At 67.6% G+C, this 14,040-nt stretch carries 13 protein-coding genes; 5 read left to right on the top strand and 8 right to left on the bottom strand.

Annotation, left to right across the window (positions count from 1 at the left end; all coding sequences use genetic code 11):
- Positions 1 to 15 precede the first annotated feature (15 nt).
- From FV242_RS06300 to FV242_RS06290, 3 genes are all read left to right on the top strand, one after another.
- Positions 16 to 522, top strand: coding sequence for a DUF6468 domain-containing protein (locus FV242_RS06300; protein WP_147938337.1), 507 nt, complete (start codon positions 16 to 18; stop codon positions 520 to 522).
- The gene (locus FV242_RS06295) at positions 519 to 1,376 is read left to right on the top strand and encodes a MotE family protein (RefSeq protein ID WP_246692624.1); all 858 of its coding nucleotides are present in this window, start codon (positions 519 to 521) and stop codon (positions 1,374 to 1,376) included. The genes FV242_RS06300 and FV242_RS06295 overlap by 4 nt, the downstream gene beginning before the upstream one ends.
- A gap of 345 nt (positions 1,377 to 1,721) precedes the next feature.
- The gene (locus FV242_RS06290; RefSeq protein WP_306440290.1) at positions 1,722 to 2,513 is read left to right on the top strand and encodes an FkbM family methyltransferase; all 792 of its coding nucleotides are present in this window, start codon (positions 1,722 to 1,724) and stop codon (positions 2,511 to 2,513) included.
- A gap of 25 nt (positions 2,514 to 2,538) precedes the next feature.
- Here the strand turns inward: FV242_RS06290 and FV242_RS06285 are convergent, their stop codons facing one another.
- The 4 genes from FV242_RS06285 to FV242_RS06270 are packed head-to-tail and all read right to left on the bottom strand — an operon-like array spanning position 2,539 to position 6,923.
- The gene (locus FV242_RS06285; RefSeq protein WP_147938336.1) at positions 2,539 to 3,855 is read right to left on the bottom strand and encodes a leucine-rich repeat-containing protein kinase family protein; all 1,317 of its coding nucleotides are present in this window, start codon (positions 3,853 to 3,855) and stop codon (positions 2,539 to 2,541) included.
- Positions 3,856 to 3,859: 4 nt separating this feature from the next.
- On the bottom strand, positions 3,860 to 4,051 hold the full coding sequence (locus tag FV242_RS06280) for a DUF1192 domain-containing protein (protein WP_147938335.1): 192 nt from the start codon (positions 4,049 to 4,051) through the stop codon (positions 3,860 to 3,862).
- An 11-nt stretch (positions 4,052 to 4,062) separates the two neighbouring features.
- Positions 4,063 to 5,283 carry a phosphopentomutase gene (locus FV242_RS06275; protein WP_147910564.1) on the bottom strand — a complete coding sequence of 407 codons (1,221 nt, stop codon included), beginning with the start codon at positions 5,281 to 5,283 and terminating at the stop codon, positions 4,063 to 4,065.
- Positions 5,284 to 5,285: 2 nt separating this feature from the next.
- On the bottom strand, positions 5,286 to 6,923 hold the full coding sequence (locus tag FV242_RS06270) for an ABC transporter ATP-binding protein (RefSeq protein WP_147910563.1): 1,638 nt from the start codon (positions 6,921 to 6,923) through the stop codon (positions 5,286 to 5,288).
- A gap of 204 nt (positions 6,924 to 7,127) precedes the next feature.
- On the opposite strand from FV242_RS06270, the gene FV242_RS06265 reads away from it, so the two are divergent.
- Together FV242_RS06265 and FV242_RS06260 are read left to right on the top strand one after the other, a co-directional pair.
- Positions 7,128 to 8,396 (top strand): CoA transferase, encoded by a 1,269-nt coding sequence (locus tag FV242_RS06265; RefSeq protein WP_246692623.1) that lies wholly within the window; start codon positions 7,128 to 7,130, stop codon positions 8,394 to 8,396.
- A 1,108-nt stretch (positions 8,397 to 9,504) separates the two neighbouring features.
- On the top strand, positions 9,505 to 10,488 hold the full coding sequence (locus tag FV242_RS06260) for a hypothetical protein (protein ID WP_246692622.1): 984 nt from the start codon (positions 9,505 to 9,507) through the stop codon (positions 10,486 to 10,488).
- Between the two features lie 587 nt (positions 10,489 to 11,075).
- Here FV242_RS06260 and FV242_RS06255 read toward each other — a convergent pair.
- From FV242_RS06255 to FV242_RS35145, 4 genes are all read right to left on the bottom strand, one after another.
- Positions 11,076 to 11,567: a RidA family protein gene (locus FV242_RS06255; protein ID WP_147938332.1), complete on the bottom strand. Its 492-nt coding sequence runs from the start codon at positions 11,565 to 11,567 to the stop codon at positions 11,076 to 11,078.
- Positions 11,564 to 11,989, bottom strand: coding sequence for a cytochrome c (locus FV242_RS06250; protein WP_147909375.1), 426 nt, complete (start codon positions 11,987 to 11,989; stop codon positions 11,564 to 11,566). Before FV242_RS06250 ends, FV242_RS06255 begins: the two co-directional genes overlap by 4 nt.
- Entirely contained in the window at positions 11,986 to 13,581 is a 1,596-nt protein-coding gene (locus FV242_RS06245) for a flavin monoamine oxidase family protein (protein ID WP_147938331.1), read from the bottom strand. Before FV242_RS06245 ends, FV242_RS06250 begins: the two co-directional genes overlap by 4 nt.
- A 45-nt stretch (positions 13,582 to 13,626) precedes the next feature.
- Positions 13,627 to 14,040 (bottom strand): hypothetical protein (locus FV242_RS35145; RefSeq protein WP_210248923.1); only part of this gene is annotated, 414 nt, incomplete at its 5' end.

Below are 14,040 nucleotides of genomic sequence, written 5' to 3'. Positions count from 1 at the left end.
CGATAGGTCCGGATCATGAGTCTCTTCGTCACGCTCGCCGCCGACATCCTGGTCGCCGTCCTCCTGGCGGCCACGATCGTCACCTGCCTGCGCCTGTCGCGCCGGATCAGCCAACTCAAGGGTGACGAGGCGGCCTTGCGCCAGACTATCGGCGACTTAATGGTCGCCACCAGCACCGCCGAGCGCGCTATCGCGGGGCTGCGCTCGGCGATCGATGACGGCGACCGCACCCTGACCACGCGGATCGAGGCCGCCACAGCCCGCTCCGCCGAACTGGCTGCGCAGGTGGAGGCCGGGGAGACCGTCGTGATGCGCATCGGAGCGATCGTCGCGCAGATGCGCGCCGCGCCGGTCCGATCCGAGCCGCCGTCCGCCCCGCGGCCGGTCCCCGAGCCCGAGGCTCCCGCGACGCGCCGGTCCGAGCCCGCGAGCCCCAACGGCGAGCGCCTCGGCGCCGCCGCCGCCGCGGCCCTGGCCATGAGCGAGCGCGCCCTCGCCCGCGTCCGGGCGCGCGCCGCGTGACCGGCGTCCCGGCCCCGAAGATCCCACCGGCACCCAAGCCGACCCCGCAGGCGCCACGCACGGACGCCACGGCCCTGCGCCGCCCGCGGTTGAAGCCCGTGCGGCCGGTGCGGCTGCGCCTGATCGATGCCGTGGCGATCGCAGCCGGCGGCCTGCTGCTGCTCAAGCTGCTCACCCTGGGGCAGGTCGGCCTGCCGGGTGCCGGAACCCTGCCCGAATACGGCCGGGCGGTGGCCCGGGCGCGCACCGGCTACGAGCCCCCCGATCCCGGTACCACCGGCTCGGTCGGCGCCAAGGAGGAGACGGCCGCGGCACCGATCGAGAAGCCGTCGGAGATGCCCGCGCCCGAGCCGGCGAAGGCGGCATCCGGTTCCCCGACCGAACGCGCGCTCCTGGAAAAGCTCGGCGCCCGGCGCGACGCGCTGCGGCAGAAGAACGACGAGCTGGAACTGCGCGAGAAGATGCTCAACGAGGCCGAACGCAAGCTCGAGACCGGGCTGGGCGACCTCAAGCAGGCGGAGGAGAAGGTCGATTCGGCTGCCAAGGCCCGCGAGGACGCCGAGAAGCAGGGGCTCAAGAACATCGTCACGATGTACGAGACGATGAAGCCCAAGGATGCTGCCCGGGTGTTCGACCGCCTCGGCCAGGACGTGCTGGTGCCGATCGTGCTGGCCATGAACCCGCGCAAGATGGCCGAGGTGCTCTCGGCGATGCAGCCCGATACGGCCGAGCGCCTCACCGTCACCCTGGCCAACCGGGCGCGCGGGGTCGGAACTGCGCAGGCGCAGGTCGGCGCGGCCCTCCCGGCGAACGAGTTGCCGGCGATCGATCCGGGACCACCGCTGTCGCGATAGGCTCGCGAGGCCCTCCGGTCTCACGCCGATGCGGCAGCGCCTCCCGGCCTCCGCCTCGGTCGACGATGACGAATGGAGATCGCCCGGTGTCCCGGTGTCGAAGGGCGAGGCCGGGTCTTTCCTGGATGCCCGCGCGGCGACCTGGTCCCGGAGCAGGCAAGGGTTTTCGGGAAATCGTATCGTCTGCCGGCTCGGGACCGAACTGAATCGGTGCCGATCGCATGAGATGCGCTGCGCAGTGTCCTTGATATTACAGTAAAAACATTTACTGCGCTGCGCAAATTCATGTATCTGGGCCGGACGGTGATGACTTCGAGGGAATATCTCCTTTCCGGTGCATCTAGCTTGGCCGGCAAGCTGTTAGACAATGTTGCCATCCAAAAGATGTTATTCAACGCTTTGCGCCTCAACAGGAAGCAGGTACGACGGTTCGTATTGGATCGCGATGCGACGTTCCTTGCGTATTGCCTTGCGCGAAGGTCTCAATCGAAATCGCAGATTTTGCAGGATCTCTGGGTTTGCTTCGAGCTGGGCGAGAAGATCGGCGGCTACTTTGTAGAATTCGGGGCCACGAACGGCAGGAAGAACAGCAACACGTGGCGGCTCGAAAAAACACTGGGGTGGAAGGGGATTCTTGCGGAGCCGAATCCTATCTGGCACGCCGCGTTGGCGGCCGAGCGAGACGCCGCGATCGAACACAGATGCGTTTCGTCCCGGTCGCACGAGACGGTCACCTTCATCGCGACCAACGACTCGGATCCCGAATTGAGCGGCATCGCCCGTTTCGCTGAGTCCGACCATTTCGCCGAGACGCGCAGCCGCGGGCAGCGCATCGAGATTGAAACCATTTCCCTGGACGATCTGCTCGACGCCTACGCGGCGCCGCCTTGCATCGATTACCTGTCGATCGATACCGAGGGGAGCGAACTCGACATCCTTTCGGCTTACAGCTTCAGCCGAAAATTCAATGTCCTATCTGTCGAGAACAATCCGAAGAACGAGGTCGCGATCGACGCGCTTCTCGCTGCGAAGGGATATGTCCGGGTTTTTCGGCAGTTCTCCCAGTGGGATAGCTGGTACGTATCCGGGGAACTGAGGGCTGAAGGACCGGTGATCGTGGCGGCCCCGGATGCATGATCGTCATCCCGGATCGCGAATGGCTTTAGGTTAAGCACCGGTCAAAGGTTTCGCCGGTCGTGATCGCTGAGATCACTTCCGCCAGATCGGGCCGGTTCGTCGGGGTCGGTTGCAGGCAGGCCTCCACAAGCGTCTGCAGCCCGTTCAGGGCCCCGTCGCTGCGGTCCAGCAACTCGCTCAGCAGGATCCCCACCGCCCGCACCTCGATCCGCTTCAGCGCCGCACCGTCTTCGCCAGCAGGCAGCGCCGAGGCGGCGCCGAAATCGCTGAGCACGGCGGCGCCGGTTGCGGCATTCCACAGCGTGTTGTGGGCGTAGACGTCGCCGTGGAGCAGGCCACGCCCGTGCAGATGGGCCACGGCTTCGGCCACCGCGCCGGCGATGCGCAGGCCATGCCCTGTGGCAAGCGTCAGGGTGGGGTCGTAGACGTCACGGCTGCAACTCGCGAGGCTCGGCGGGCCGGCGAGCACGCGCCACTGGGCCGGCAAGAGCCGGAGCAGCAAGCCCTGCGCACCGTCGGGATGGTCGACGAGCCGGCCGAGGGCGCCTGTGAGCGCCGGATGGGTTCCGGCAGCGAGGCAGGCTTCCATCTCGCGCTCCGGCAGACCGTCGCTGGTCATCGCGCCCTTGAACAGCTTCAGCGCAACCTCCTGCGGGCCAGTAGGTCCGCGCCAGACGGCGCGGTGGACCCGGCCCGAGGCACCCTCCCCGAGCAAATCGCCGACCTCGAGCGCGGTCCACGGAACGGCCGCCGCCGGTGTGGGCTCCGTCGGCCGTTCGGCGGGATTGCCCGCGTAGGAGATCCAGGCGAGGCGCGGCAGGCGTGCCAGCCAAGGCGGCAGCGCGTCGAGACGGTTGCAGGACAGGCGGATCAGTTCGAGGTTCTGCGCCTCCGCCAAGCTCTCGGGCAGATGCGCCATGCGGTTGCCCGACAGCATCAGCTTCTGCAGCAGCGGCCGTGCCCCCAGCGTGTCCGGCAGCGTCTCGATCCGGTTGTCCGTGAGGGTGAGCCAGCGCAGGTCGCGTGGCAGCGCCTCCGCCGGCACCTCCCGGATGCCGCATCCGCGAAAGCCGAGCTGGCTCAGCGTCGGGCATTGGCCGAGGACGGACGGCAGCCGCGCGAACGGATTGCCGGAGCAGAACAGCACCCTCAGATTCTGGAGGCGGCCGAGATCGACCGGCAGATCGGCGAGGCTACCACGCCCGAGATCCAGCACTTCCAGGGTGTCTGCGAGGCCGAACACCTCCTGGGGAAATTCAGCGAGTCCGTCCGGCAACCGCAGTTCCCGGGCGCCCGCGAGATCGCCGCGCCGCAGGGCCGCGAGGGTTTCGGTCCGATCCAAGATGTCAGCCCCGCTTGAAAAAGGCGTCGGCCGCGCCTTGTGCGGCCTGCTTGGTCGCCCGGGCCGCCTCGATCCGCGCGATCTCCTCTCGCAGCAGCGCGACGCGCGCGTCGAGGTCGGAGAGCGACAGCGTGTCGAGAGATTGCCCGATCTCGTGGGCGACGGCCTTGCGCGGCCGCTCGTCGTCGTCTCGCATGTCTCGGCTCCCTACAGGAACGATTGGCCGGCGCCATCCCAGGCCAATCCGAGATGGGCCGCCAGGGTGGCGCCGATATCGGCGAAGGTGTCCCGCCGGCCGATCGATCGGGACGCGACACCGGGGCCGAAAGCCAGGACCGGCACCTGCTCCCGCGTATGGTCGGTCCCCGGCCAGGTCGGGTCGTTGCCGTGGTCGGCAGTGATCACCGCCAGGTCGCCGGGCCCGAGCGCCGCCAGGATCTCCGGGATGCGGGCGTCGAACGCCTCCAGTTCCGCGGCGTAGCCGGGCACGTCCCGGCGGTGGCCGTGCTCCGTGTCGAAATCCACCAGGTTCACGAAGATCAGCCCGCCCTCGGGCAGATCTCCCAAGGCGTCCAGGGCCGCATTGAGGCAGGCCGCGTTCGCGCCAGGCTTGATCTCGCGGCCGGTGGCGCGGTGGGCGAAGATGTCGCCGATCTTGCCGACGCTGACCACGGCCCGGCCCTCGGCTTCGGCCCGGTCGAGCAGGGTTTGCCCCGGGGGGGCGACCGCGAAATCCTTGCGGTTGCCGGTCCGGCGGAAGCCCGCCGCCACGGAGCCGATGAACGGCCGGGCGATCACGCGGCAGACCCGGTAGGGGTCGCATAGGCGGCGCGCGGTCATGCAAAGCGCGTAGAGGCGCTCCAATCCGAACGCCTCCTCGTGGGCGGCGATCTGGAAGACGCTGTCGGCCGAGGTGTAGCAGATCGGCCGACCGGTCCGGACGTGCTCGGCGCCGAGTTCGTCGATGATGGCGACGCCGGGCGCGTGTCGGTCACCCAGGATTCCGGGCAGGCCGCCTTCCGCGATCAACGCCGCCGTCAGCGCGGCCGGGAAGGCTGGTTGGCTGTTCGGGAAATGGCCCCAGGGTTCGGGCATCGGTAGCCCGGTGATCTCCCAATGGCCGGATGGGGTGTCCTTGCCGGCGGCCGTCTCTACGGCATGTCCGTAAGCGCCCTCCGGCTCACCTGCGGGGTCGAGGTTCGGAGGCATACGGCCCGAAGCTCCGGCGGCCGCCAGACCCAGCCCGAGGCCGGCGAGATGGGGCAGGCGCAGAGGGCCGGCGCGCAGGCCCGCCCGGTCGCCGCGCCCGGCCGCGCAGGCCTCGGCGATATGCCCGAGCGTGTCGGACCCAGTATCGCCGTACGCTGCGGCGTCCGGGGCGCCGCCGATGCCGACGGAATCGAGGACGATGAGGAGGGCGCGCGCCACTTTCAGGCGGGCTCCAGCTCGGCGGCGACATCGCTGTCTAGGGCGAAGGCGGCCTTGAACAGCGCCCGTGTGTAGGGTGTCTGCGGATCGGAAAAAATAGTCTCCGCCGGGCCTTCCTCGACCACCCGGCCGTTCTGCATCACCACCACGTAGTTCGCGAGCGCCCGCACCACCTTCAGGTCGTGGCTGATGAACAGGTAGGCCAACCCGCGCTCGCGCTGCAGGTCGCGCAGCAGCGTCACGATCTGCGCCTGCACCGAGCGGTCCAGCGCCGACGTCGGCTCGTCCAACACGACGAAGCGTGGGTTGAGCACCATGGCCCGGGCGATGGCGATGCGCTGGCGCTGGCCGCCGGAGAATTCGTGCGGGTAGCGGTCCATGGCGGCCGGGTCGAGGCCGACATCGGTGAGCGCCTTGGAGACCACCGCCCGCCGCTCGGCCCGGGAGCGCGCGGTGCCCTGCACGATCAGCCCCTCGGCGACGATGTCGGCCACGGACATGCGCGGCGAGAGCGAGCCGTAGGGGTCCTGGAAGACCACCTGCATGTCCTTCCGGAGTGGGCGCATCTGCGCCACGGTGAAGCCGTCGATGGCCTGGCCCAGGAACACGATTGGGCCTTCGGAGCCGGTGAGCCGCAGCAGGGCGAGGCCCAGCGTGGTCTTGCCGGACCCGGATTCGCCAACGACACCAACGGTTTCGCCCGCCCGCACCGTGAGCGAGACCCCGTCCACCGCCTTGACGTGGCCGGTGACGCGCCGGAACGCGCCCGCCTTCAGTGGGAACCAGACCTTAAGCGGGCCGGCCTCCACCAGGGGCGCCGCGTCGGCCGGGACCGGGTTGGCCCGGCCCTTCGGTTCCGAGGCGATCAGGCGGCGTGTGTAGTCGTGCTGCGGGTCGGCGAAGACCGCCTTGGTCTCGCCGGCCTCGACGATCTTGCCCTTCAGCATCACGCAAACCCGGTCGGCGATGCGCTCGACGATGCCGAGATCGTGGGTGATGAACAGGAGCGCCATGCCGAGCCGCTTCTGAAGGTCGGCGAGCAGCGCCAGGATCTGGGCCTGCACCGTCACATCGAGAGCGGTGGTCGGCTCGTCGGCGACCAGCAGGTCCGGTTCGCAGGCCAGCGCCATGGCGATCATCACCCGCTGGCGCTGGCCGCCGGAGAGTTCGTGCGGGTAGGCGCCCAGGCGGCGCGCGGCATCGCGCAGGCCAACCAGTTCCAGGAGCTCGAGAATCCGCGCCCGGGCGGGTTTGCCGGTGAGGCCGCGGTGGAGCCCCAGCACCTCGCCGATCTGCCGCTCGATCGTGTGGAGCGGGTTGAGCGAGGTCATCGGCTCCTGGAACACCATGGTGATGTCGGCGCCGCGCACATCGCGCATCTGGCGTTCCGGTAGAACCGCCAAGTCCCTGCCTTTGAACAGGATTTTTCCACTCTGCCGCGCCGCGCCGTCGAGCAGCCGCAGGATCGCCAGGGCGGTCACGGACTTGCCGGAGCCCGATTCCCCCACCAGCGCGACGGTCTCGCCCCGGTGGATCGTGAAGCCGATCGAATCGACCGCCGCCGTCTCGCCTGCGCGGGAGCGGAAGGCGACGGACAGGCCCTCGACGGACAGGAGCGGCGGGGTTTCGGCCTCGGACATGAGACCCTTATAGCGCGGCCGGCACCCTAGCCTACCCGCCCGCGGATGCGCGATCATGCGCGGTGCTCGCAGCGGGGGGGACGCGCCATGCCCGGGATCGACGAAGAATTGGCCGCCCAAGTCCGGCTTCCCTTCGCAGAGCCTTCACGGCCTGCCGCCAGACTTCGCGTTTCCGGGTCCGGCGCCCTGCCCTCCGCATTCCGGGTGACGGACCTCGCCGCGGCCTCGATTGCAGCCGCCGGCCAGGCGCTCGCGGAAGTTGCGGGCCTCGATGGGCCGGTCGCGGTGGACCGGCGGCTCGCCGCGGCCTGGTTCGCGACGTCGCTGCGGCCGGATAACTGGCGGGTGCCGGCGCCCTGGGATCCGGTGGCCGGGGATTACCGGACCCGGGACGGCTGGATCCGGCTTCACACCAACGCCCCGCATCACCGGGCGGCGGCCGAACGGGTGCTCGGCGCCCAGGCCGACCGGGCCGGCATGGCGCGGGCGGTGGCCGGCTGGGCCAAGGCGGATCTCGAGGCGGCGGTGGTGGCCGAGGGCGGCTGCGCGGCCGAGCTGCGTGGGTTGGAGGCGTGGGCGTCCCATCCCCAGGGCCGGGCGGTGGCGGCCGAGCCCCTGGTGGCGTTCGATTCGGACCCCGACCGGAGCGCGTCGCGCTGGCGGCCCCGGCCGGAGCGGCCGCTGGCGGGTTTGCGGGTGCTCGACCTGACCCGGGTGCTCGCCGGCCCGGTGGCGACCCGGTTCCTGGCCGGGTTCGGGGCGGATGTGCTGCGGATCGATGCGCCCGACTGGGACGAGCCGGCCCTCGTGCCCGAGATGACGCTGGGGAAGACCTGTTCCCGCCTCGACCTGCGCAGGGCCGCAGACCGGGCGACCTTCGAGGCGCTGCTGGCGGGGGCGGACGTGCTGGTCCACGGCTACCGCCCCGGCGCCCTCGACGGCCTCGGCTACGGCCCCGAGGCGCGGCGGGCCCTGGCCCCGGGCCTGATCGACGTGGCGCTCGACGCCTATGGCTGGACCGGCCCCTGGGCGGGGCGGCGCGGCTTCGACAGCCTCGTGCAGATGAGCTGCGGCCTCGCCGAGGCAGGGCAGGCCTGGCGGCAGGCCGAGGCGCCGGTGCCGCTCCCGGTCCAGGCGCTCGACCACGCCACCGGCTATCTCATGGCGGCGGGCGCGCTCCGCCTGCTGGCCCACCGGCTTCGAGACGGCACCGGCGGCCGCGCCCGCCTGTCGCTCGCCCGGACGGCGGCGTTCCTGATCGCGGCCGGCCCGGCCGAACCGGAGCCGGCCTTCGCCCCCGAGACCCCGGAGGATCTCGCCCCGGAGGTCGAGGCGACCTCCTGGGGGCCTGCGCATCGCCTGCGCCCACCGCTGAATGTGGCGGGTGCCGCGATGCGCTGGGACCGGGCCGCCCGCCGGCTGGGGGATGACGCGCCGGCTTGGGCCGGGGAGCCGGGGGCGGCCCTGCGGTAGGAGCCGGGTTTTGGGCCAGCCCTCTCGAGCTGTTTGGATGGGGTCTCGATCGAGACGTTCGACCAAGCGGATCGACACGTCTCAGATTGGCGCCAACGCCTCGAAAAATAGGCGTTTTCCCTCGGTTCGTGGCAACGGTCTTAAACGGATCGGAAGGGTCATCGCTTCCCAGGGCGGAAGGCTCGATCGTCGTCCGGTGAAGGCCGGACCCGTGCCGGCACGTGCCGTCATCCCGGGGCCGCGCGGCGGAGCCCGGGATCCAGATGCACCGATGCGTCAAGTTCTTGAACCCGCGGCAATTCTGGGTTCAGGGCTCGCCTGCGGCGCTCCGGAATGACGGCGCGGGTCGTTACGGATGGGGAATCAAATCCCGGGCGATGCATCTCTCAAACGTGGGTAACCGTCAGCGACGAGGGGGAGGAGAGCGTGGCGCGTCACCCCTGAAGCTGGGCGCCAAACGCCGTGAACGGGGTTGGTCCGAGGTTAATCGCGATCGAGCGGACGAGGCGGGCCGGTCTCTCGTCGGGACCTGCTTTCGCACAGGGCCGCGGTCGCGCGCGCGGTGCGGCGAAGTCCAGTTTTATGGGGCGCCACGCGTCGACGGACCGCCGCAGGCCGACCCGATCCGGTCGATCCATATCTGTCTGCCAGCCGCGTCGAAGCCAAATCGTTTTCCCGACCGTGAGCGCCGTTCCCGATCGCATTGCAAACAGGATCGCCTCCCACGACTCGATTTAGCGCGCGTGTGGATTCCGGTCCGCGCTCCACTTCGGCGGCCCGCACGCTGGACCGGCGCGTGAAGCCGGCAACGCCGTGATGTTGGCGATCTGGTCGATCGGCCCCGTGCGCGGAAGATTGACGGTGAACCAGTCCACCGGAGACATGTCGGCAAGAGCGGTAGTGGGAGTGAGAATTGGGCTTCAAGACCACCAATTTGAGCTTGACATTTAACACAAATCAAATAGAAACACTTAAAGATGGTATTGACCTATAAAAATTGAAACATTCAGAGACGTGTATACTCTGAATGCATGGGTGGAAAGCAGAAGCGGCGGACACTGAGCCATTGCGCGCCTAACTTTTCAGCAGCGGGTGCCTTATGACAGCGATGCGAAAGATCGACGTCACGATACGAAAGATCTTCCATCGCATTGCACAATGGCCGTCCAAGACAACGCATTTGGTCTATTCGCTTGGTCCTATCCAGCGCAGGTCGATCAACAACCGGGCGTCTGATATCGAAGCTCACAGGCACAATTTGCCGATATTGACGTTTCAGGAGCTGCCGCTCGCGCATGCTTTGAGTGAGCGGGGTTTCTGCAGGGCGGACGTGGATTTATTCGAATCCTTCACGGCGAACCGATTTCGTACCGCCGCCAATCGGATCTATGATGAGACAGAACGGACCTACCTCAAAACAGGCAAGACTATCGACATCATAAGGTTGCTCGACGCAAATCCCTCTTTGCTGGATCAATTCAAGGTCATTTTCTCCGCAGGACTGGATGAAAAATTTCTTAAAATCATTGAGCATTACTTGAAGCTCCCCGTCGCGTTCGGAGGAGTCGATATATTTTTCACTGTTGCCGATGGCTTAGAAAAAGGCGCCAGGACTTGGCACAAAGATAGCGAAGACACTCCGATGGTGAAAGTTGCCATCTATCTGAACGATGTCGGTGACGACGACGGACCTTTTGAAATTCTCCATTTGCAACACAAAACCTCCGATCTTGAAAAATCACGAGGCTTCAAGCAACAGAAATTGATACAGGCTCAAAACGAGAGCAAGATCGATTTCGACATCACAACCTTCACCGGCCCGGCGGGGTCCGTGATATTTTGTGATACATCGAAATACTACTACAGGGGCAAGCCTGCCACCGGCAAAAACCGCAGGGCCTTTTTCTATAACTACTACGCCAGCAGGCCGCTAACCCCGTATTTCTGCCCGAATCCGCCATTCTCCCCGGATGGCATGAGAGATCTGGTTTCAGGTCTATCGCCGACACAAAAGGCAGCGGCTTTGTGGCGCGAGAATTTAACGCGCTTCGATAAAATCGTGACCAAGCGAAAGCCGTATCTGAACTTATAACGTGGCAACTTCGGTCACCTATAGATTGACGGGCGCTTGCCGGAGAAACGACATCTCCCCGTGCCGGTCGGGGCTATGTGCCGACAATCTTGAGGGTGCGGCTGAACTGACCGCCGTTACAGGTGGATGATGGCGCCGCCGACCAAGGATGTTTAATCGCGGCCGCGTTTTATCTCTCTAATAAAAAATGGATTTAATCTAAACTTTTCAAATATTTAGCAAAAGTCGTGCATCTCTTCGTTCGCGTGCATTCAGTAAAGCAATTGCAGTCGAGAAACTCCAGTCATGCAAATCAGGTGGCGAGCGCCCGCCGACGAAGAGCATACTGGTGCGGCGGCGCGCGTTGAATTGCGGATTGAGACCCATCCGTTTCCAAGTGTTTGCTGCGGGAGGCAGACACTATCCCGCCATCCGACGCGCAAGTTGCTTGCCGACGCCGGTCCGACAGCAACCCCGGTCATCCCGGGGTGCTTCGCTGACCGCCATGACGGAGCGGGTCGCGTCAGCCAGCCGAAACCGAATTCATCCCGGATATCGCGGCCGCGGGAGGACGCGGTGGGCATCCGTGTGGCTGGAGCAATCCCTAGTCACGGCCGCACGGCGGTGACCTCGATCTCCACCAGCCAGCCCGGATTGGCGAGCGCCGCGACCTGCACGGCCGAGCGGGTCGGCAGGTTCGGCTGAGCCGCCGTCCCGAACGTCGCGCGGTAGGATTCCATCAGGCCGGCGAAATCCATTCGCCCGCCCTTGGCCGGGTCAACGACCAAGAAGACCGTCATTTTCACAACGTCGCGGAGGGAGAGGTTCCGGCGTTTCAGGGCCGCCTCGATGGCGGCTAGGGTCGAGGCGGTCTGGGCGCGGGTATCGCCGAAGGCGGCGACCGTGTTCTTCTCGGCGTTGGGATCGGTCACAGCCGGCCCGAAGCCGCTGAGATAGACGGTCGCGTGCCCGGCGGGCACCTCGACCGCTTCCGAGATCGGGAAGTCCGAGCCAGGGATCGGGTGCCGGGTGATGTCTTCGGAAAGCGCCGGCCCGGCCGACATGGCGAGGGCGAGCGGTATCAGGATCCGTCCGATCATGGCCGTGCTGCCTTCACATCCTGGGGGGCGACCGCGTCGCCGTAATGGTTGTCGAAATGGGTGCGGACGTAGTTCACCACCGCGGCCACCTGGGTGTCGCTCATCATGCGCCCGAGCGGGGGCATGCCGCGCAGGCCGTACAACAGCACCGTGACGGCGTAGCCGGCGCCGGCGAGTCTTTCGTTGTGCAGGAGCGGCGGATACGAGGCCGCGCCGACCGCGCCCTCGCCCCCCGCCTGGTGGCAGGCGGCGCAGACCTGGGCGTAGAGCGCCTCGCCTTCGGCCTGGGTGAAGCTCTTGCCTTGGCTCATCGCGGGACCGGCCGACGGCAGGGCCGCCATCGTGGCGTGCTCCTGCGCGGTGGCGGCTCCGCCCGAGGCGAGCAGCAGCGCGACGATTCGGGGGATCGAAAGGACATTCATGCCGCCAGAACCCTCTTGTGGAGCCGCGTGACCGCGTCAAGCGCCGAGAGGATCGCGCCCTCCTGCCAGGCCGGGATGTATGAGGCGTGCTCGCCGGCCAGCATGATCCGCCCGTCGATCGCGCAGAGGTTGTCGTAGTGCTGGGCCCGCGCCTCGTCGGTCCAGTCGCCGGCGCAGCCCAGGGTGAACGGCACCCGGTGCCAGGCCACCGCGATCCCGGTCTCGAACTCGGTGCGGTATTGCGGGTGGATCTGGCTGCCGTAGGCCACCGCCCGGCGCACCCGCTCGGCGGGGCTCTGGGCTGTGAATTCATAGGAGTTCGGCCCGTTCCAGGTATAGGCGCCGAGTAGAACGCCCTTGCCGCCGGCATTGTAACCGGTCGCGGGATAGGCGATCTGGCGGATCGGCAGGTCGGTGTAGGAGATGCCGCCGAAGATATGCTCGTCCTCCTCCCAGAACCGCCGCTTGAACTGAAGCCCGACCTTTACGGATGAGGCGTAGGGCACGGCGTCGATCGCCGCCTTCATGGTCGGGCCGACCTGGGTCGGGATCTGGCTCAGCACTGTCAGCGGCAGGGCGCAGACGCACCAATCCGCCTGAGCCTGCCGCATGGCGCCGCCCTGGCCGAGATCCCGGTAGGTGGCGGTGACGCCGTGGGCATCCTGCGCAATCTGCGTGACCTTGGCGCCGTACCGGATCATGTCCGGCGGCAGCGCGCGGGCGAAGGCCTCGCCGATCCGGCCCATGCCGCCGACCGGCTGGAACATCGTGGTCTGGAACTCGTAGAGCAGGAAATTCTGCAGGCCGCGCCACAGCCGCGAGGTCAGGATGTCGTGCAGCGCCATCGGCTCGCCGTCGACCGGGCGTGCCGAGAGGCCGCCGCCGGGATCGTGGGCGTAACCGCGGAATTCCGAGGACTCGGATCCGGCGCGATAGGCGAGGTTCTCGTCGAGACCGCCGAGGGAGCGCAGGGCCTCGATCAGGATCTCCTGGTCCTCCTTGGAGACCTGCGCGTCCAGCGCGCCCTTGCGGGTGGCCTTGGCCAGGAGTTCGGCGGTGGCACCGTCGAGATCGGTCTTCACCGTGCGGATCCGCTGCGGCTTGCCGCCGAATCCGGATGCGCTGTGCACGAAGGCGTTGTGGTTGAGCTGGATGAACGGCTCCAGCGCCACCCCGAGCCGGCGGCAGTAATCGAGCACGCCGTGGTGGTGGTAGGGGATCCGCCAGGGGCCGGGGTTGAGGTAGAGGCCGGCGTCGAACCCGCAGCGCTGGGTTTCGCCGCCGAGTTCCGTGTAGGTGTCGCCGCCGCGCAGCGTCCAGTTCCGGCCGCCGGCGCGGGTGTTGTATTCGAGGATCTGCACCCGGTACCCGGCCCGGTGCAGCTCCAGCGCCGCCGTCATGCCGGCGAGCCCGGCCCCGAGGACCAGCACCGAGGCGCCTTTGGGATCGCCGTCGAGCTGGATCGGCCCGCGATAGGGCGATTCCCCGGCAAACCCGAGGCTGGTCATCACCTGATAGGCCGCCGCGCTCCCGGCGGCGGCGCCGACCATGGCGATGAGCTTGCGGCGACTGAAGCCTGATGTGTCTGCCATCTCGCCTCCCGTTTCCTCATCCGGATGCGTCCAGGACGATTCAGTCTAAGCAAGCCGGAGGCCAAGCTTGGAGCCATGCAAATGAAGCGCGCCGGACGCAGCGTCCAGCCGATGGAATGCGCCCTCGGACTTGCAACTTAAGCGGATGTGAGGCGCGGATAAATCATCGTCCCCGGTGGTCTTGCTTCGGATCGCGCCGGGATCGCCTGAGATAGTCTTTCCGGTCCGGGCCCTCATCCCGAGATGCGGCGGCGTCGCCACGGCCACGAAGGAGCCCGCCGGCCGGCCGCGCGATCCCCGGAAGGCGCCCTCGCGGTTCGCCGCGCTCGCGGTGCGGGCCGGCGATGCGCAGCGCGTCATCGCTCCCCAACCGTACGGATTGATCCGCCCGTGCGCCCCGCTACAAGCGGTTGCGTGATCGTCCCCCGCCTGCGCCCCCTCGCCCTCCTCGCCCTCCTC

Source organism: Methylobacterium sp. WL64, assembly GCF_008039945.1.
Taxonomy (GTDB): domain Bacteria; phylum Pseudomonadota; class Alphaproteobacteria; order Rhizobiales; family Beijerinckiaceae; genus Methylobacterium.
The sequence above is the reverse complement of the archived record's forward strand: the minus strand, read 5'-3'. Positions and strand labels throughout refer to the sequence as shown.

What these genes read in the sequence shown, in the direction of transcription:
- FV242_RS06300 (WP_147938337.1), top strand. Translation starts at nt 16, where the DNA reads ATGAGTCTCTTCGTCACGCTCGCCGCCGACATCCTGGTCGCCGTCCTC.
- FV242_RS06280 (WP_147938335.1), bottom strand. Translation starts at nt 4,051, where the DNA reads ATGCGAGACGACGACGAGCGGCCGCGCAAGGCCGTCGCCCACGAGATC.
- FV242_RS06270 (WP_147910563.1), bottom strand. Translation starts at nt 6,923, where the DNA reads ATGTCCGAGGCCGAAACCCCGCCGCTCCTGTCCGTCGAGGGCCTGTCC.
- FV242_RS06260 (WP_246692622.1), top strand. Translation starts at nt 9,505, where the DNA reads ATGCGAAAGATCGACGTCACGATACGAAAGATCTTCCATCGCATTGCA.
- FV242_RS06255 (WP_147938332.1), bottom strand. Translation starts at nt 11,567, where the DNA reads ATGATCGGACGGATCCTGATACCGCTCGCCCTCGCCATGTCGGCCGGG.
- FV242_RS06250 (WP_147909375.1), bottom strand. Translation starts at nt 11,989, where the DNA reads ATGAATGTCCTTTCGATCCCCCGAATCGTCGCGCTGCTGCTCGCCTCG.
- FV242_RS06245 (WP_147938331.1), bottom strand. Translation starts at nt 13,581, where the DNA reads ATGGCAGACACATCAGGCTTCAGTCGCCGCAAGCTCATCGCCATGGTC.